Genomic DNA, 17,849 nt, shown 5'->3' on the forward strand with positions numbered 1-17,849 from the left:
GCCGCCCCACCTCAGGGGCGGCGGATGGCCCGGTCCGCCGGCATCGGCAGGCGGACGATGAAGCGGGTGTTCGGCCGATCCTGATCCAGGGCGAGGTGCCCCTGCCGGCCGCGCAGCAGGCTGGTGATGACCCGCATCCCGAGGCCTTTGCTGCGGAACGGGTCGAAATCCGCCGGCAGGTCGCGCCCTTCATCCTCGACGGACAGCACCACAACCTCGCCCTGGGAGCGCAAGGTGACGGTGACGCGCCCTGCGCCGTATTTCAGGGCGTTGGTGACCAACTCGAACACGATGACGCCGAGCGATGGCGCATCCGAGGACGGCCAGGTGATCCGGTCCGCCACCAGCACGATCTCGCGCCCCTCGAAGGTGGAGGCCAGCGCCTCGTCCTGGCCATCGACCAGCCCGCCCAGGTAGTCCGCCAGGTCGATGCGGGCCGCCGCGCCGAAGCGGTACAGATGCTCATGCAGCGCGCCGAAGGTGTTGATGCGACCGGCGCTTTCGCGAAGCTGCTGCGCGGCCTCCGGGTCTGCCGCCGAGCGCGCCTGCAGGTTCAGAAGCGACTGCACCATCTGCAGGCTGTTCTTCACCCGATGGTGCGCCTCCTGGATCATCAACGCCTTCTCCGCGACGGCGCGGCGCAGTTCCAGCTGGGTCATCACCTGCCGGGCCAGCGCCCGCAGCGTGAAGGCCTGGCGCTCCGTCAGCCCCTGCGGGCGCGCCTCGTAGTCCAGCACGCACATGGTGCCGAGCGGCAGGCCCTCCGGCGTCTCCAGCAGCGCACCGCCATAGAAGCGCAGGCGCGGGTCGCCGGTGACCAGCGGGTTGCAGTTGAAGCGCCCATCCTGCGTCAGGTCGGGGATGACGAAGACGCCGGGCTGCAGGATCGCATGCGCACAGATGGAGACGTCGAGCGGCGTCTCTCGTACCCCCAGCCCGCGTTCGGCGGCGAACCATTGCCGCCCCTGGTCGATCAGGTTTACCACGGCGATCGGCGCCTCGCAGACCTGCGCCGCGATCTGCACGAAATCGTCGAACTGGGCATCGAGGGGCTGGTCGAGGATGTCGTATCCGTGCAGCGCCGCCAGCCGTTCCGCTTCGGACCAGGGCCTCAATCCGACCGACACATCGCCCCTCCTGCGCGGCAACCGGGGCCGGGCAGAACTCAGGTTAGGGCCGCGGGCAAGGCCCCGCAATCAGTGGCGCGCAATCAGTCGCGGGCACCAGGTGCAAGGACCTCCCGCTTGCCTACATGGTTCGCGGCGCCAACCACACCGTTTTTTTCCATCTGCTCGATCAATTTGGCGGCGCGGTTGTAGCCGATGTTCAGGTGGCGCTGGACGAAGCTGGTGGAGGCCTTGCGTTCCCGCGTCACCAGGTCCACCGCCTGGTCGTACAGCGAGGCCTCGCCATCGGTGTTGCCGCCGAGCATCCCGAGCGCGCCGCCCTCCTCGGCCTCCTCGTCGACCTCGGTGACTTCCTCGACATAGGCGGGCTCGCCCTGTTCGCGCAGGAAGGCGACGATCTCCTCGACCTCCTGGTCGCTCACGAACGGCCCGTGCACGCGGCTGATGCGGCCGCCGCCGGCCATGTGCAGCATGTCGCCCTGCCCCAGAAGCTGCTCCGCGCCCATCTCGCCGAGGATGGTGCGGCTGTCGATCTTGGAGGTGACCTGGAAGCTGATGCGGGTGGGGAAGTTTGCCTTGATGGTGCCGGTGATGACGTCCACCGAAGGCCGCTGGGTTGCCATGATCACATGGATGCCGGCGGCGCGCGCCATCTGCGCCAGGCGCTGCACCGCGGCCTCGATCTCCTTGCCGGCGACGATCATCAAATCCGCCATCTCGTCGATGACCACGACGATCATCGGCAGGGGTTCGAGCGCCAAGGGCTGGTCCTCGAACAGCGGCTTGTTGGTCTCGGGGTCGAAGCCGACCTGCACGCGGCGGGTCATCACCTCGCCGCGGTCACGCGCGGCGATCGCCTTCTCGTTGTAGCCGGCGATGTTGCGGACGCCGAGCTGGGACATGGCGCGGTAGCGCTTCTCCATCTCCCGCACGGTCCATTTCAGCGCGCCGATCGCCTTGGCAGGCTCCGTCACCACCGGGGCCAGCAGATGCGGAATCCGGTCGTAGACGGACAGCTCCAGCATCTTCGGGTCGATCATGATGAAGCGGCACTCATCCGGCGACAGCCGGTAGAGCAGGCTCAGGATCATGGTGTTGATGGCGACCGACTTGCCCGAGCCGGTGGTGCCCGCGATCAGCAGATGCGGCATGCGGGCGAGGTCGGCGATCACCGGCGTGCCGCCGATGTCCTTGCCGAGCGCCAGGTTCAGGCGTCCGGGATGCTTGTGCCAATCCTCGCCGACCAGCAGTTCGGACAGCAGCACGGTCTCGCGCCGCGCATTCGGCATCTCGATGCCGATGACGTTGCGGCCGGGCACCGTCGCGATGCGGACCGCGGTGACGGACATGCTTCGGGCAATATCGTCGGCGAGGCCGATGACGCGGGCGGACTTGGTGCCGGGGGCGGGTTCCAGCTCGTACAGCGTCACCACCGGGCCGGGGCGGATCTCGGCGATGCGGCCGCGCACGCCGTAATCCTCCAGCACCGTCTCCAGCATCCGCGCATTGCCCTGCAACGCCTCCTCGGACGGGCCGGTGGCGCGGCGCACGGGGGGCGCGGTCAGCAGGGACAGCGGCGGGAAGCGCCAGGTGCCGTCCGGCAGCGGCAGGCTGCCCTGGCGGGCATTGGCGACGGGCTTCGGCGCCGCGGCCCGGTCCGCCACGCGCGGCGCGGCGGGCTTCGGCCGGGCGGCGGGCGCGGCCGGTTCCGCCGGCATCTCCCGCGCCACGGCGCCACCGAGCGAAGGTTCGCGGCGACGCGGCGCATTCGGCGGCGGCGCTTCCTCGGCCAGGGCGTCGGCGTTGCGCAGCAGTTCGGAGAGCGGCGTCTCGCGCTCCCGCCGCCGCCTTACCGCACCGCCCACCGCGCGACCCAGCGCGGCGAAGGGCCAGGCCACGGCGCGGGCGACGGCGCCCGGCGGCACGCGTTCCCCCACCTGCCGGGCCCCGGCCGCGGTGACGCGCGCGGCGCCGGTGGCGGCGGTGCCGGCGACGGACCCCGCCGCGGCACCGGCGCGACGCCACTCCCCGAGGCTCAGGCCGAGTGCCACGAAGCCGCACAGCACGGTCAGCGCCGCGATCGCTAGGTGGCCGATGCCGCCGCCGACCGGCCCCAGCAGGTCCCGCAGCAGGCCCAGCGCCGCCTCCGCCACCACCGGCCCGGCCGCACCGCCGGGCCCGGCGGCGGCCGGCGCATCGGCGGGCAGCGGCAACAGGATCATGGTGGCAGCGAGCAGCGGCAAGGTCGCCAGCAGGCAGGCCAGCCGCAGCACGAAGGGCGCCAGGCCCTTGTGGGAGGCCAGCCGCCAGGCCCAGGTCATCAGGCAGGCCACCGGAAGGAAGGCGGCGTAGCCGAAGCCCTGCAGCAGGACATCCGCCGCATGCGCGCCCATCGGCCCCGCCAGGTTGCGGGTGAGCTGGGAGGTCGCGGTGGAAAAGGACGGGTCGCCGGGGTCGTAGCTGGCGAGCGCCAGACCCAGGACCAGCGCGAACAGCACCAGCACCAGCCCCAGAAGCTCCGCCACCCGGCGGCGCATGGCGGCGCGGACGGCGGGCGAGGCGAAGCGGCGGCCGGCGGCGGCAAGCCGGCCGCCTGCGGCCGGAGGGCTGGCAGTGCGGGCCATGGAAGGTCGGGTCCTGAAGCGTGCCGGCAACTCTACACCGGAAGCCTCTCGGATTGAACGGTCTTATCCGATGCGTTGCAGACGGAGCGTGGTCGGTGCTTGACTGTCGGGATCGCAGCACCGGAGCAGGCCGCCATGCCCGGCCGCCCCCTCGCCCTTGTCACCGGCGCCTCCTCCGGCATCGGCCTGGAACTGGCCAGGCTTTGCGCCGAGCACGGCCACGACCTGCTGCTGGCCGCAGACACGCCGCTGGACCAAGCCGCCGCCGCCTGCCGGGCCCTGGGCGCTGAGGTCGGGACCGTGCAGGCCGACCTCGCGACGCGGGAGGGCGTGGCGAAGCTGGTGCAGGCCGCGCGCGGAAGGCCGGTGCAGGCGCTGCTGGCCAATGCCGGGCACGGGCTCGGCCAGGCCTTCCTCGACCAGGATTTTGCCGACATCCGCCACGTCATCGACACCAACGTGACCGGCACGCTGGACCTGATCCATCAGGTCGGGCGCGGGATGCGCGACCGGCGGCAGGGCCGCATCCTGATCACCGGCTCCATCGCCGGCTTCCTGCCCGGCGCCTACCACGCGGTCTACAACGCATCCAAGGCCTTCATCGACAACTTCTCCTGGGCGCTGCGGACGGAGCTGGAGGAAACCGGCGTGACCGTCACCTGCCTGCTACCCGGGCCGACCGATACCGAGTTCTTCAGGCGCGCCGGCGACGACCGCAGCAGGGTCGGCGCCGGCCGCAAGGACGACCCGGCCTTCGTCGCCCGGGTGGGGTTCGAGGCAATGCTGCGCGGCGACGGCGACGTGGTGGCGGGCTGGAAGAACCGCATGCTGGCCGCGGTCGCGCAGGTCACCCCGGCCTCGGTCCTGGCGCACCAGCACGCAAGGATGGCGGCGCCGGGAACCGCGAAGTCCTGAAGGCCGCCCTCATGCGCCGGGCGGAAACCTCCGGTTTCCTTGGCTTCGCCGCATAGGCGGCGGGCCGCATTCGCGGCCTCGGACCGGTCAAGGGACCGGTCCGCCTGCGTCCATCCTTGGGTGTCAGTCCGCCATCGGCTTCCCGCCACGCAGCTTCTTCACGTCACCGCGGCGGGACTTGCCCTCCAGCCGCCGAAGCTGCGCGCCGTAGCTGGGCTTGGTGGCGCGGCGGGTTGGCGGCGGCGGCTCATGCGCCTTGGCCAGCAATTCCTCCAGCCGCTCCCGCGCATCGGTGCGGTTGCGGTCCTGGGTGCGGAAGCGCTGCGCCTGGATCACCAACACGCCGTCCTGCGTGATCCGCCGCCCGGCCAGCGTCGCCAGCCGGCGCGCGGCGTATTCGCCGAGGTCGAGGCGCCGCAGGTCGAGCCGCAGCTCCACCGCCGTCTCCACCTTGTTGACGTTCTGGCCGCCGGGGCCGGAGGAGCGCACGAAGCGTTCCTCCAGCGCGTCGTCGGGAATTTTCGGCGGATGGGCCATGTGCGCGCTCATGCACCGCCCGCGCGGCGCGCGCAAACAAAACTCTGGCGTCATGCAAACGAAAAGGGCGCCGGGGTTGCCCCCGACGCCCTGTCCCGTCCGTTCGGCCGGATCAGCCGAGGCGTTCGCCGTGCAGCGTCACGTCGAGGCCCTCGCGCTCCTCCTCCTCGGTCACCCGCAGGCCGACGATGGCATCCACCACCTTCAGCAGGATGAAGGTCGCGACCGCCGTGAAGATGAACACCGCCGCCACCGCATAGAACTGGATCATGAACTGCGCCATGGAGCCGCTGATGCCCTCCGGCGCCGCCGCCGTGCCGGACAACGGCCCGTAGGCGAAGATGCCGACCAGCAGCGCGCCGGCGATGCCGCAGACGCCGTGCACGCCGAAGGCATCCAGGCTGTCGTCATAGCCGCACCAGTGCTTCAGCGCCGTGGCACCCCAGAAGCCGGCGAGGCCCGCCACCACGCCGATGACCAGCGCGGAGCCCGGCAGCACGAAGCCCGCCGCCGGGGTGATGGCGACCAGGCCCGCGACGGCGCCGGAGATGGCGCCGAGCACGGAAGGCTTGCCCTTGATCGCCCATTCCGCCACCAGCCACGCCATCACCGCGCCCGCCGCGGCCACCTGCGTCACCAGCATCGCCATGCCGGCGCGCGCATTGGCGCCCACGGCGGAACCGGCGTTGAAGCCGAACCAGCCCACCCACAGCATGCTGGCGCCGATGACGGCGAAGGCCAGGTTGTAGGGCGACATGTTGTCGTTGCCGTAGCCGACCCGCTTGCCCAGCACCACGGCGCCCACCAGTCCGGCGACGCCGGCATTGATGTGCACCACCGTGCCGCCGGCGAAATCCAGCGCGCCGAGCGCGAAGATCCAGCCATTTGGGTGCCATACCCAATGCGCGACGGGCGAATAGACCAGCAGGGTCCACAGCGCGACGAAGACCATCAGGGCGGAGAACTTCATGCGGTCCGCGACCGCGCCGGTGATCAGCGCCGCGGTGATGATGGCGAACGTCATCTGGAAGGTGATGAAGACGCTTTCCGGGATGGTCGTCGCCACCGCCGCATCGCCGGAGCCCAGCACGAAGGGCTTGTCCCAGGTCTCGCCCATGCCGGACAGCAGCACGCGGGACAGGTCGCCGATATAGGCGTTGCCCTCGCCGAAGGCCAGGCTGTAGCCGGCCACCATCCACAGCACGCCGACCAGGCCGGCGACCGCGAAGGACTGCATCATGGTGGCCAGCACGTTCTTCTTGCGGACCATGCCCGCATAGAACAGCGCCAGGCCCGGCACGGTCATCAGCAGCACGATGGCCGTGCTGGTCAGCATCCAGGCTGTATCGCCGGTGTCGATGGTCGCATCCTGCGCGAAGGCCGCGCCTGATACGACCAGCGCCGGCAGCGCCATGGCAGCGGCGCGCGCAATCCTCGTCATTCCCCCGTTCCTTGTCATAGGCATCTGGTTGTCCTGCATGGCCCTACAGCGCCTGGTCATCGGTCTCGCCGGTGCGGATCCGCAGGGCGCGTTCCACGTCCATGACGAAGATCTTGCCATCGCCGATCTTGCCGGTGCGCGCCGCGCCGGCGATCGCCTCGACCACCGCGTCCACCATCTCGGCGGATACCGCGACCTCGATCTTGAGCTTCGGCAGGAAGCTCACGTGATACTCGGCTCCGCGATAGATCTCGGTCTGGCCCTTCTGCCGCCCGAAACCCTTCACCTCGGTAACCGTCAGCCCCTGTACGCCGAGCGGAGTGAGCGCATCGCGCACCTCGTCCAGCTTGAAAGGCTTGATGATGGCCATGACCAGCTTCATCGCGCCGTAGATCCCCTTCCCAACTCGCAGCGGCCAACGCGCAGCGCGATGTTCAATCCAAGGAACGTGCCACTCGGAAACTGCCTTGCTTTCCCTCGCATTCAACCTGCATGCAATCGACCGGCGCTGCTGCACCGCACCATGGCTGCCTGAAAATTGGGCAATTGCCTCGCCCTTGCCGAACCACGGCGCGAGGGCGACTTTCCCGGCATGAGCCACATCGAAACCACCGCCTGCATCATCGGCGCCGGCCCCGTCGGTGCCACCCTCGCCGCCACGCTGGCCGCCGCCGGCATCTCGACCGTGGCGCTGGACCGCGCGCCGCTGCCGCCGATGGAGCTGCCGGACTTCGATGGCCGCGCCTATGCCATCGCGCTGACCAGCCAGCGCCTGTTGGCGGCCTCCGGCATCTGGGACCGCCTTCCGGGCCCGCCGCAGCCGATCCACCGCATCCGCGTGGCCGATGGCCGGCCGGGCCACGACCCCTCCGCGCTCAAGCTGGATTTCGACAGCGCGGAGGTCGGCCCGGACCCGTTCGGCTGGATGGTGGAAGCCCGTGCGCTGCGCGTCGCGCTCAACGCCCGCCTGCCGCACCTGCCCAACCTGCGCGTCTTCGCCCCCGCCGAGGCCAGCGTCACCCGCACGCCGGAGGGCGCCACCATCCGCCTGGCGGACGGTACCACCATCGCCGCCCGCCTCGTGGTCGCCGCGGAGGGCCGCGACAGCGCGCTGCGCCGCCAGGCCGGCATCGCCGTGACCCGGCACGACTACGGCCAGACCGGCATGGTCGGCGCCTTCGCGCATGAGCGGCCGCACAACGGCACGGCGCTGGAGATGTTCCTGCCCAACGGCCCCTTCGCGCAGCTGCCGCTGGCCGGCACGCCCGAACATCCGCACGCCAGCGCCTTCGTCTGGTCCGATCGCCGCGACCTGGCGGCGCGATTCCTGGCCATGGACGACGCGGCCTTCGCACGGGAACTGACGCGCCGCATGGGCGACCACCTCGGCCGCATCACGCCGATCGGCCGGCGCTGGTCCTATCCGCTGTCGGCGCTGTGGGCGCAGCGGCAGACGGATACGCGGCTGGCGATCATCGGCGACGCCGCGCACGGCATCCACCCCATCGCCGGCCAGGGCCTGAACCTCGGCTTCCGGGACGTCGCCGCGCTGGCGGAGGCGATCATCGAGGCGGTGGCGGCCGGCGAGGACCCCGGCGGCACGGCGACGCTGCGCCGCTACGAACGCCGCGCGCGGCCGGATGCCGCCATCATGCTCGGCGCGACGCATGTGCTGGAGAAGCTGTTCGGCAATGATTTCGGCCCGGTGCGGCTGGCGCGGCGGCTCGGCATCGCGGCGGTCGACCGCATGCCGCGGCTGAAGCGCGCCTTCGCGGAGCGCGCCATGGGGATGGGCTCGGGGGTTTCGGGACTGCTCGGCGGACAGGCGCTGATGGACCTGTCCGCACCGCGCGGCTGAGGCATGGGCTTCGCGCTGGTCCTCCTGGTGATCTCGATCGGCGCCGCCGCCGCCATCCAGGCGGCGAGCGACCCGCGCATCACCCGCGCCTTCGTCGGTGGCACGCTGCGCGCCATCGGGCTGTATCTGGCCTTCCTGGCGGTGCCGCTGCTGTTCCTGCTGTTCGCCGGCGCGCTGCTGCCGCCGGTGCCGCGCGGCCAGGCGGCGACGGGCACGGTGATGGCGGTGCTCGGCTGGGCCGGGCTGGCGCTGCTGCTGCTGATCCGCACCCTGCCCCGGCTGCGGCGCGTCCCGGAGTATTGGCTGCGGTTCGGCGTGGTGGATGCGGCGCTGCTGGCGCTGGTGGGCGCGGGGGTGGCGCGGATTTCGGGGATCTGGTGAGGCGCTACCGCCGGGGCGGGTCGCGGCTCAGGCCTTTCGCGGCGAGTGCGGCCTCATAGGCGGCCCAGCGTTGCGCCTGTTCCTCGCCCAACTGGCGCAGGAAGTCCCAGCCATAGATGCCGGTGTCGTGCAGGTCGTCGAACACCAGGCGCACGCCGTAATGCCCCACCGGCTCGATCCGCATGATGCCGACATGGCGGCGGCCCGGCACCGTCACGCGCTGGCCCGGGCCGTGGCCCTGCACCTCGGCGGAGGGGCTTTCGACGCGCAGGTATTCCGCCGGCAGGGCAAAGCGCACGCCGTCGTCCCAGGCCAGGTGCAGGGTCTGGTCGGCGCGGGTTAGGCGGATTTCCGTGAGTTTCGGCATGGTTGGTGTGGCGCGGGCCCCCTCACCCCGACGAAGCACTGCTTCGGCGCTCTCCCCCCAAGGGGGGAGAGGGCTTTAGGCGGGGAGCTTGCGGGCTTCGTCGGGCAGCATGATGGGGATGCCGTCGCGGACGGGGTAGGCGAGGCCGGCCTTCTCGCTGACTAACTCACCCGCCTCGCGGTCGTAGCGCAGCGGGCCCTTGGTCACCGGGCAGACCAGGATTTCCAGCAGGCGCGGGTCGACCGCCCCCGCCAATGTGTCGCCCGCCTTGTCCGTCGCCGTCATGGTTGCAGTCCCCGCAGATCGGCGAAAATACTAGCTCGGCCGGCCTTCATGCGCCATGCCGTGGCTGCCCATCTGCATCAGCGCGACGAGCATGGAAGCGCGATCCTCCTGCGTCGGCGCCTCGAGCAGCGCCTGCTTCTCGCGCACCTCGAAGGGGCACAGCATGCACAGCGTGGTCACCAGCATGGCATCGCCGGTGCCCTGCACCGCATCCCAGTTCGCCTCGATGCCATGCGCCTTGAAATAGGGGCGCAGCGCGTCGAGCAGGGCGGCGCGGTCGATCTCCGGTTCGGGCGATTCGATCAGGTCCGGGCCGAAATCGCCGTATTCCACCAGCGCCCGCCGATAGCCGCGCCGCATCGGCGCCTCCGCCGTGATGCGGTAGCGGATGACGCCGGTGAGGGTGATGAGGAAGCGGCCATCCTCGGTCTCGGCGAAGGAGGTCAGGCGGCCGAGGCAGCCGACCTTGTAGACCTGGCTGCCGGCCTCGGTCCGCGGCAGCGCCGGGTCGGGCTGCACCATGCCGAGCAGCCGGCCGGCCGCCAGGCTGTCCTCGGTCATCGCCAGGTAGCGCGGCTCGAAGATGTTCAGCGGCAGGCGGCCGCCGGGCAGCAGCAGCGCGCCCGACAGCGGGAAGATCGGAATCTCCGACGGCAGCGCGTCGAAGGCAGTGTGGAAGGCGGGCATGGGCTCCGTTTCAGCCACCGGGCCGCAGATGTTGCGAAGGTGGCTTCTGTCTCCCGCGCGGCTCGCGCCTCCGGCCGGGTTCGATTACCTGAACAGAAGGGTGGATAGCTTCCGCCGTCCCGCAAGGGTGGCGGGGTCGTCGAATCCCCAGGCCTCGAAGAACTTGAGCAATTGCTTGCGCGCGGCCTCCTCGTTCCAGGCGCGGTCGCGCTTGATGGCGACCATCAGCGCATCGACGGCGCCGGTCCGATCGTCCATTGCATTCAGCGCGATGGCGAGGTCGATGCGCGCCGCGTGGTCGTCCGGGTCTGCCTCCAGCCGGCGTTCGAACTCGCCCAGCTTCTCCCGCGCCGCACGGCCCTCGATGGCCAATTGCAGCTGCGCGCGGACGGAGGCGATCTCGGCGTGGTCGCGGATCTTGGCGGGCACCTGCTCCAGCGCTTCCAGCGCCTGGTCCTCCTCGCCGAGTGCGACCAGGCAGCGGATCAGGCCGGCCATCGCCTCGGGGTTCTCGGGCTCGGCCTGCACCAGGCCGGCGAACAGCTCGATCGCGCCGGCATGGTCGCCGGCCTCCACGGCGGCCTTCGCCTCGGCGAGCAGGTCGGCGGTGGGCAACTGGCCGCCGGCGGCCTTGAGCAGGGTCTCGATGAACTTCTTCACCTCGCCTTCCGGCAGCGCGCCCTGGAACAGGTCGGCGATCTGGCCCTGCACGAAGCCGACCACGGTCGGCACGGATTGCAGCGGCAGGCCCATCTGGGACAGCTGCTGGACCAGCTGGCGGTTCTTGTCGATGTCGATCTTCACCAGCTTCACGCGGCCGCCGGCGGCGCGCACCACCTTCTCCAAGGTTGGTGTCAGCGTCTTGCAGGGGCCGCACCAGGTGGCCCAGAAATCGACCAGCACGGGGGTTTCGCGGCTGGCTTCCACGACATCGGCCATGAAGGTGCGCTGGTCGCCATCCTTCACCGGGTCGGGCGTACCGGCGGGCAGCGCGGCGCCGCCGGGGGCGGCTTGGCGCGTCGGGTCGAAGATCAGGTCCATGGCAGGCATTCCTCTTGCTTGCGCGCATAGATGCGCGAGCCGCAGCCCGAAGCAAGCGGTCGCGGCGGATTCGTAGCGGCGGATATCCCGGGAAACCTGCGGCCAGCGCTGCTGGCCGAGGCGCCGAACGGCGCCCGCCGCCACTGCGGCGCAGCCAAGCGGCCGGTGGCCGCGCCCGACGCCTGAGGGAAAGATGCATCACACAGGATTGGGCAGGTCGACGATTTCCGGCGCATGGCCGAGGTCGCGCAGCAGCCGCAGCAGGTCGGCCGGGCGGATGGCGGTGGTCATGGTGTTGGTCAGCGGGTGGACGTTGATCCACTCGAACCCTTCCATCAGGTGACGGTCGAACACCGCGCGCACCGCGCCGGGCGCCGCATTGACCATTCCGAAGGGGGTGACGGAACCCGGCTCCACGCCGAGCTGCGCCCGCAGCGACTCGGCATCGGCGAAGACGCTGCGCGGCGCGCCGAGGCTGCGGACCAGGGCGTTGACCTTCACGGCGCGGTCCTCCTCGACCACCGCGAGCAGGAAGGGGCCCGGCGCGCGTTCCGGCTTCAGGAACAGGTTCTTCACATGGCCGCCCGGCAGATCCGGCCGCAGCGCCTGGCTTTCCGCCACGGTGAAGACCGGCGCGTGCCGCACGGTGCGCTGCTCGATGCCGAGCGCGGCGAGGCGCGCCAGCAGACCCTCCGGCGTCTCCACGCGGCTAGTTCAGCCGGGTCGCGGGCTGGTGCGGGCTGTCCAGGCTGAAGGCCGGCACGGCGACGTCGAAGGCCTCCCCGGTGCCGGGCACCACCATGTGGTAGGTGCCCTCCATGAAGCCGGAAGGTGTCGGCAGCGGGGTGCCGGAGGTGTATTCGAACTGCTGGCCCGGCCCGAGCACCGGCTGTTCGCCCACCACGCCTTCGCCGTGCACGCGCTGGCTGCGGCCGCGCGCATCGGTGATGCACCAGGACCGCTTGAGAAGCTGCACCGTCTCCGCCCCCTCGTTGCGGATGGCGATGCGGTAGGCCCAGACGAAACGGCCCTGCTCGGGCTCCGACTGGTCGTCCAGGTAGAAGCTGCGCACCGTCACGCGGATGCCGCGGGTGGTTTCGGAATAGTCATCGGCCATGGCGGGATGTCCTCATCGCCGGAGTCTTGAAGCGGCGCCCCGGCGCTGTCCAGCCTCAGCCTCAGCCGCGCCGCAGCGCGACGGCGAGGCCGGCGCCCATCAGCACGGCACCGCCGGTGCGGTTCAGCGCCCGGCGCAGGGAAGGCCGCCGCACCGCGCCGGACAGGCGCGAGGCCAGCGCGGCATACAGCGCCGCATTGGCCGCGCCGAGCGTCACGAAGGTGGCCACCAGCACCAGCGCCTGCACCAGGAAGGGGCGCGCCGGGTCGATGAATTGCGGCACGAAGGCCACGAAGAACACGATGCCCTTCGGGTTCAGCGCGGTGACCAGCCAGGCCTGCCGCAGCGCCCGCCCGGCGGCCAGCGGCGGCATGGCGCCGGCCTCGACCGGTGCGCGCCACATCTTCACGCCGAGCCAGACCAGGTAGGCCGCGCCCACCCATTTCAGCGCGGTGAACAGCGTGGCGGAGGTGGCGAGGATGGCGCCCAGCCGGCCAGCGACAGCGTCATCGCCGTCAGGTCGCCCAGCGCCACGCCGGCCACCAGCGGCAGCGCGTTGCGCGCGCCGCCGCCCAGGCTCTGGCCGATCACCAGCAGGATGGTCGGCCCCGGGATCAGCAGCATGACGGCGGCGGCGGCGCAGAAGGCCAGCCAGACGGCGAGATCCATTGTTGTCAGCCCTTGCGGCGAGGCGCTTCGGGCAGATCGCCCGCGAGTTCGAACAGCGTCGCATCGGGCACCGCGGCAGGCTTCGCCCTGGCCTTCCGGGCCGGCGGTGGTGCCTCGGCGGCGGGGGCCGGCTCCTCGATCACCACCTTGGCGCGCTTCGTCGGCGTCGGCGCCGGCGCGATGGCGTCCAGCGCCTCGGACAGGTCGGCGATGAGGTCCGCGATATCCTCGAGCCCCACCGAAAGGCGGATGGTGCCGTCGGTGATGCCGAGCTTCGCGCGTTCCTCCGCGCCCACGCGCATGTGGGTGGTGGTGGCGGGGTGGGTCACCAGCGACTTCGAATCGCCCAGGTTGTTGGAGACATCGATCAGCTTCAGCGCATCGAGGAAGCGGAACGCCGCCTGCTTGCCGCCCTTCACGTCGAAGGTCACCAGGCTGCCGCCGGCCGCCATCTGCGCCTTGGCCAGCGCCTGCTGCGGATGGTCCACCCGGAACGGGTACAGCACGCGCGCCACCTCCACGCGCTCGGCCAGGAAATCGGCGATGGTGGCGGCGCCGTGGCACATGGCGGGCAGGCGCAGGTGCAGGGTCTCGAGCCCCTTCAGGATGACCCAGGCGTTGAACGGGCTGATCGAGGGGCCGGTGTTGCGGATGAAGGGCTGCAGCACCTCGTCCACCCACTTCTTGCGGCCGAGCACGGCACCGCCGAGCACCCGGCCCTGCCCGTCCATGTGCTTGGTCAGCGAATACACCACCACGTCGGCGCCGAATTCGAGCGGCTTCTGCAGCAGCGGCGTGGCGAAGACGTTGTCCACCACCACCAGCGCCCCGGCCTCATGCGCCAGGTCGCAGACCGCGGCCATGTCCACCAGGTCCAGCATAGGATTCGAAGGTGTTTCCAGCAGGACCAGCGCGGTGGGCTCCGCCAGCGCCGCCTTCCACTGCCCGAGGTCGCCGCCATCGACGAAGACGGAGGTGATTCCGTAGCGCGGCAGCAGGGTGGACACGATCCAGTGGCAGGACCCGAACAGGGCGCGGGAGGCGACCACGCGGTCCCCGGCCTTCAGATGCGCCAGCATGGAGGCATGCACCGCGGCCATCCCGGTGGCGGTCAGGCGGCAGGCCTCCGCACCTTCCAGCGCGCGCAACCGGTCTTCCAGCGCCGTCATGGTCGGGTTGCCGAAGCGCGAGTATTGGTAGTGCTGCGTGGTGCCGAGGAAGGTGTCCTCCGCCTGGCCGGCGCTGTCGTAGACGAAGCCGGAGGTGAGGTAGAGCGCCTCCGACGTCTCGTCGTGGTTGGAGCGCATCTGCCCGCCGCGGACCAGCAGCGTGGCGGGGCGGAGCGGGCGGTCGGGCAGGGTCTTGGCCATCGGGACACCTCATGTTGCAGTGGGCTGCAACGAACAGGACGTCCGGCCCCTGACGGGGAGACAGGGCACGCATGGCGCACCCCGCGACCCTTTAGCGCGTTTGTTTTCAGTGGGCTTTCGCACCCACCACCCGGCACACCGGGACCTCGCCGCAATCAGGCCGGACAAATCGCGAGGGGCGCGGCTGCGCCTGGGCCAAGGCTTACGGGCGGGGCGGGCGCCGGTCAAGGATTGGGTGCATGCGGCCTCCCTTGCAGGGGTGGGGCGGGGGCGGATATAGAGGCAGGCGCGCGGGCGTAGTTCAGAGGTAGAACGTCAGCTTCCCAAGCTGAATGTCGGGGGTTCGATTCCCCCCGCCCGCTCCATCATGCCATTCACAATGCTGGATTTTCACTCCGGCTCGGCACGGCCGACCGGCGTTTTGCGGCGCCGTTTTGGAGGCTTAGGAGTCGTGGAGGAGTCGAGCGAGGTCCCTGTCTCGACCCGCCGTGATGCGCCCCGGCCCGGCTTAGCCTTCGCACGCGGGACGAACTTGGGTCTCGATTTCCAGCGCAGGTCCTCGGGCAGGCTCTCTCTGTAGCTGGTCTCGGCCTCGCCGGGCTTGCGCTGGTCCTCGACGACATCGGTCACGTAGCCCTGCCACGTCCGGAGGGCGGCAATCCCCGAGGTGGACGGGCCGCTATGGTCATAGATCGCCACCAGCTTGCTCTTGCCGGTGATGTGGTTGAGCGCCGCCTCGGCTGCGGCTTCAGGGACCCCGAGATAGGTCATCCCGGTTCGGGCGGTCCGACGCAGATCGTGCCACGTCCAGTTCGCGGTCTTGGAGGTTTCGAACAGCCGCTTGATGAGCTTCCCGTTACCGACGAACCCATTCGTCGGCGACTTGCCGAGGAGCATCCAGTAGTCGCCGTGGTTCCGGGTATCGGCGGGCCAAACCAGTTCGAGTTCCTGCCGCGCGAGTGGGCCGAGGGGGACGACGTGCTCCCGTCCATTTTTCGTGCGGGCCGCTGGAATGACCCAGATGGTGCCGCTCGCCACCATCTCGCCGACCGCCATGTCGGCGACCTCGGACACCCGACACGCGGTCAGTAGTAGGAGGCGGGTGAACACGCGGAGCTTGACCGGCTCCGCCTCGGCGGCCTTCCAGACCGCCAGCCACTCGGCATCCTCTAGCACCCGAGTCCTTGCCGGGACGTGGGGAGCGATGAACGCGCGGCCACGCCGGGGGAGTGGATGACCCTCGATCCAGCCCATGGCGTCGGCGTAACTGAGGAACGACGAGACGATCGTGTAGAGGAACGCACCCGCGCCGGGCTTTTCCTGGGCGACCTCGGACAGCAGTTTCGTCCATCCGTCGCGCCTGATGATCGACAACGGCTGTATCCGGAGCGAGTTAGGGATGTGGGCGCGGAGAGCGCTCTCGATCCGGTAGGCGTAGTTCTGCGACCATGGGCTGTCAGGGGCGTGGATGCGCGCCCGCTGCCACCGGACCATCGCCTGCTCGACAGTGAGCGCAGATGACGCTGCGCGCCGTGCATCCAGCCGAGCCCGCCGTGCTGCGCGTCGCGCTTCGACGGGATCAGCACCTTTCTGAACTTCTCCGAGTTGGATCAGCGCGAGCCTGCGCGCATCGGTGATCTTGATGACAGGGTGCTCGCCGATCTTGATCGAGGTCCGCTTGCCCTCTGCCGTCCATGCACGGACGGCCCATGACGCGAGACCAGAGGGCAGGATGCGCAGCACGAGGCCGCGCACGGTGATGTCCCAGATGTCGCGAATCTTGGTGCTGGGCTGGCGACGGAGGTCTGCGATGACCGCTTCGTTGATGACGACGCGCACGATCTACGCGCTGACGCTGATCGTGACGGCCCGCTGCCAGATGTCGCCACGGGTGCTGGTGAAAGTCTGCAAGGTGATGACGGAGACTCGAAGGTTGGTGCTGAGCCTTGCACGTCACTTTCCGAGAAACCCTCTCCTACAATCCATCGCGTTGCGCTGATGGGTCCGACGACTGCATTTGAAAGGTGACACGGCGAATGCCGCCTTGGTATGAAAGATCACGAGGCCGCGAGACTAGCCTTACGAACTGCGACCATGGTGGCCGCAGAGAGGATTGACGATGACGTACAAGCCCACATTCGAGCAGCGCATTCAGAGGAAGCTCCACCGCATGGAGCACGACGACACCCGAGAGGCGGCCAACAGCACACCTGATGCCATCGTCCGCGCCATGCGGGCACGGCTCACCGAGGAACAGCCGCAGGCATCCGTGCCAGAGATCGAGGCGCAGGTTGCTCTGCGGATCGTCGAAGGCGCGAAGCCGACGATGGCGGTCGTGAAGTCCGCCCCTGGTATTCCGAAGGATGTCCTCGCGGCCCGTCGTGCCGAACGCAAGCAGATTGTCGCACGCGGAAAACACCTGCGGCGATGACCAGTGATTGGCGGAGCACCATGCCCCGCCAACACATCACCAGATCATGCGGCGACGATCGCCGCTCGTCCGCCAGGGAGATGGCGATACAGCGTGGACGGGCTGACGCCGATCTGCCGCGCCACCTCAGCAGCCGACATGGTGCCGCTCACCAACATCGCCTTGGCGGCGCGAACCTTGGCATCGTCGAGCGCAGGCGGACGACCACCTCGCCGTCCCCGTGCAGCAGCGGCGACCAACCCGGCGCGGGTTCTTTCGACGATGATCTCCCGCTCCATCTGGGCCAAAGCCCCGAGGATGTTGAACATCAATCTGCCGGGCGATGTGCCGGTGTCGATCGCCTCGCTGACGGACTTCAGCGCCACGCCGCGCCGCTGCATCTCCTCCGAGATGTCGATGAGATGGCGGAGGCTGCGTGCCAGACGATCGAGCCGCCAGACGACGAGGGTGTCGCCCTGGCGGACCTGCTCCATCGCCTTGGCCAGTTCGGGGCGATCAGCCCGAGACCCAGAGGCGGTTTCGACGAACAGCCTCTCGCAGCCAGCAGCACGAAGGGCATCGACCTGTAGGGCGTGGTCCTGCTGGTCAGTCGAGACCCGCGCGTAGCCGATCAACATCACCGTCTCCCGAAACTCATCGAACTCCACTGAAGCGGGAGCCGAGTTTCAGGATAGGATTTTCGGATATCTCGGCAAGGAAACCGGCCGGGGTTGCGGGAGAGGTCGGCCGCTGTCGCAAATACGACCGTTTGAAGGAGAGGATGACATTCAAGATGGAGGAGAGGGACGAAGACTCAGAAGGTGCGCGACGCGATTGCGCGAGGGCTAGGGCTGCGGCGCGGTGCGCGGGTGTGGGTGTCGCAACAGCATCGCGGCTTCGGGACACGGTGCTTCAGACGGACGTGTAATCAGGTTCCGCTTTGGCAGGGATTTCTCCTCGCGACCGTCAAGCCTTCCCCGCTACCCGCTCCCTGGGTGAACGCGCGGACCGGTGGCGTCA

General features: G+C 69.9%; 20 protein-coding genes and 1 tRNA gene. 5 read left to right on the top strand and 16 right to left on the bottom strand.

What is annotated here, in order from left to right; genetic code table 11:
* Nucleotides 1-11: 11 nt before the first annotated feature.
* Entirely contained in the window at nt 12-1,127 is a 1,116-nt protein-coding gene (locus ACFHPP_RS25570; RefSeq protein WP_437166069.1) for a sensor histidine kinase, read from the bottom strand.
* Nucleotides 1,128-1,210: 83 nt separating this feature from the next.
* Complete coding sequence (locus ACFHPP_RS25575) at nt 1,211-3,751, bottom strand: DNA translocase FtsK 4TM domain-containing protein (protein ID WP_437166070.1); 2,541 nt, start codon at nt 3,749-3,751, stop codon at nt 1,211-1,213.
* Between the two features lie 135 nt (nt 3,752-3,886).
* On the opposite strand from ACFHPP_RS25575, the gene ACFHPP_RS25580 reads away from it, so the two are divergent.
* Nucleotides 3,887-4,666 (top strand): SDR family NAD(P)-dependent oxidoreductase, encoded by a 780-nt coding sequence (locus ACFHPP_RS25580; RefSeq protein ID WP_437166071.1) that lies wholly within the window; start codon nt 3,887-3,889, stop codon nt 4,664-4,666.
* A 123-nt stretch (nt 4,667-4,789) separates the two neighbouring features.
* Here the strand turns inward: ACFHPP_RS25580 and arfB are convergent, their stop codons facing one another.
* From arfB to ACFHPP_RS25595, 3 genes are all read right to left on the bottom strand, one after another.
* Nucleotides 4,790-5,203: an alternative ribosome rescue aminoacyl-tRNA hydrolase ArfB gene (gene arfB / locus ACFHPP_RS25585; protein ID WP_437166072.1), complete on the bottom strand. Its 414-nt coding sequence runs from the start codon at nt 5,201-5,203 to the stop codon at nt 4,790-4,792.
* A gap of 112 nt (nt 5,204-5,315) precedes the next feature.
* The gene (locus ACFHPP_RS25590) at nt 5,316-6,644 is read right to left on the bottom strand and encodes an ammonium transporter (protein WP_437166073.1); all 1,329 of its coding nucleotides are present in this window, start codon (nt 6,642-6,644) and stop codon (nt 5,316-5,318) included.
* A gap of 43 nt (nt 6,645-6,687) precedes the next feature.
* Entirely contained in the window at nt 6,688-7,026 is a 339-nt protein-coding gene (locus ACFHPP_RS25595; protein ID WP_437166089.1) for a P-II family nitrogen regulator, read from the bottom strand.
* 210 nt (nt 7,027-7,236) lie between these two features.
* Here ACFHPP_RS25595 and ACFHPP_RS25600 point away from each other — a divergent pair, with 210 nt between their 5' ends.
* The gene (locus tag ACFHPP_RS25600; RefSeq protein ID WP_437166074.1) at nt 7,237-8,502 is read left to right on the top strand and encodes an FAD-dependent monooxygenase; all 1,266 of its coding nucleotides are present in this window, start codon (nt 7,237-7,239) and stop codon (nt 8,500-8,502) included.
* A gap of 3 nt (nt 8,503-8,505) precedes the next feature.
* Nucleotides 8,506-8,883, top strand: a complete 378-nt coding sequence (locus ACFHPP_RS25605; RefSeq protein ID WP_437166075.1) for a hypothetical protein — start codon at nt 8,506-8,508, stop codon at nt 8,881-8,883.
* A gap of 4 nt (nt 8,884-8,887) precedes the next feature.
* Here ACFHPP_RS25605 and ACFHPP_RS25610 read toward each other — a convergent pair whose 3' ends face one another.
* From ACFHPP_RS25610 to metZ, 9 genes are all read right to left on the bottom strand, one after another.
* Complete coding sequence (locus tag ACFHPP_RS25610; protein ID WP_437166076.1) at nt 8,888-9,250, bottom strand: gamma-butyrobetaine hydroxylase-like domain-containing protein; 363 nt, start codon at nt 9,248-9,250, stop codon at nt 8,888-8,890.
* Between the two features lie 75 nt (nt 9,251-9,325).
* Nucleotides 9,326-9,535 carry a Trm112 family protein gene (locus tag ACFHPP_RS25615; RefSeq protein ID WP_437166077.1) on the bottom strand — a complete coding sequence of 70 codons (210 nt, stop codon included), beginning with the start codon at nt 9,533-9,535 and terminating at the stop codon, nt 9,326-9,328.
* A gap of 30 nt (nt 9,536-9,565) precedes the next feature.
* Complete coding sequence (locus tag ACFHPP_RS25620) at nt 9,566-10,222, bottom strand: LON peptidase substrate-binding domain-containing protein (RefSeq protein ID WP_437166078.1); 657 nt, start codon at nt 10,220-10,222, stop codon at nt 9,566-9,568.
* A gap of 84 nt (nt 10,223-10,306) precedes the next feature.
* Entirely contained in the window at nt 10,307-11,263 is a 957-nt protein-coding gene (locus tag ACFHPP_RS25625) for a tetratricopeptide repeat protein (RefSeq protein ID WP_437166079.1), read from the bottom strand.
* Between the two features lie 198 nt (nt 11,264-11,461).
* A complete protein-coding gene (locus ACFHPP_RS25630; protein WP_437166080.1) occupies nt 11,462-11,968 on the bottom strand; it encodes a prolyl-tRNA synthetase associated domain-containing protein in 507 nt (168 codons plus the stop codon).
* Nucleotides 11,969-11,972: 4 nt separating this feature from the next.
* Entirely contained in the window at nt 11,973-12,380 is a 408-nt protein-coding gene (apaG, locus tag ACFHPP_RS25635) for a Co2+/Mg2+ efflux protein ApaG (RefSeq protein WP_437166081.1), read from the bottom strand.
* A gap of 61 nt (nt 12,381-12,441) precedes the next feature.
* On the bottom strand, nt 12,442-12,819 hold the full coding sequence (locus ACFHPP_RS25640; protein ID WP_437166082.1) for a LysE family translocator: 378 nt from the start codon (nt 12,817-12,819) through the stop codon (nt 12,442-12,444).
* Nucleotides 12,820-12,824: 5 nt separating this feature from the next.
* Nucleotides 12,825-13,049, bottom strand: coding sequence for a hypothetical protein (locus ACFHPP_RS25645; protein WP_437166083.1), 225 nt, complete (start codon nt 13,047-13,049; stop codon nt 12,825-12,827).
* A 5-nt stretch (nt 13,050-13,054) separates the two neighbouring features.
* Nucleotides 13,055-14,419, bottom strand: a complete 1,365-nt coding sequence (gene metZ, locus ACFHPP_RS25650) for an O-succinylhomoserine sulfhydrylase (protein ID WP_437166084.1) — start codon at nt 14,417-14,419, stop codon at nt 13,055-13,057.
* Between the two features lie 290 nt (nt 14,420-14,709).
* Between metZ and ACFHPP_RS25655 the strand changes: the two genes are divergently transcribed.
* Nucleotides 14,710-14,784 (top strand) — tRNA-Gly (locus tag ACFHPP_RS25655).
* A gap of 25 nt (nt 14,785-14,809) precedes the next feature.
* On the opposite strand, the gene ACFHPP_RS25660 is transcribed toward ACFHPP_RS25655, so the two are convergent.
* Nucleotides 14,810-16,258 carry a tyrosine-type recombinase/integrase gene (locus ACFHPP_RS25660; protein ID WP_437166085.1) on the bottom strand — a complete coding sequence of 483 codons (1,449 nt, stop codon included), beginning with the start codon at nt 16,256-16,258 and terminating at the stop codon, nt 14,810-14,812.
* Between the two features lie 280 nt (nt 16,259-16,538).
* On the opposite strand from ACFHPP_RS25660, the gene ACFHPP_RS25665 reads away from it, so the two are divergent.
* Nucleotides 16,539-16,850, top strand: coding sequence for a hypothetical protein (locus ACFHPP_RS25665; RefSeq protein ID WP_437166086.1), 312 nt, complete (start codon nt 16,539-16,541; stop codon nt 16,848-16,850).
* 44 nt (nt 16,851-16,894) lie between these two features.
* Here ACFHPP_RS25665 and ACFHPP_RS25670 read toward each other — a convergent pair whose 3' ends face one another.
* Nucleotides 16,895-17,467: a recombinase family protein gene (locus ACFHPP_RS25670; RefSeq protein ID WP_437166087.1), complete on the bottom strand. Its 573-nt coding sequence runs from the start codon at nt 17,465-17,467 to the stop codon at nt 16,895-16,897.
* Nucleotides 17,468-17,849 lie beyond the last annotated feature (382 nt).

Origin of the sequence: Falsiroseomonas sp. E2-1-a20 (assembly GCF_051433195.1) — a bacterium.
GTDB lineage: Bacteria > Pseudomonadota > Alphaproteobacteria > Acetobacterales > Acetobacteraceae > Falsiroseomonas.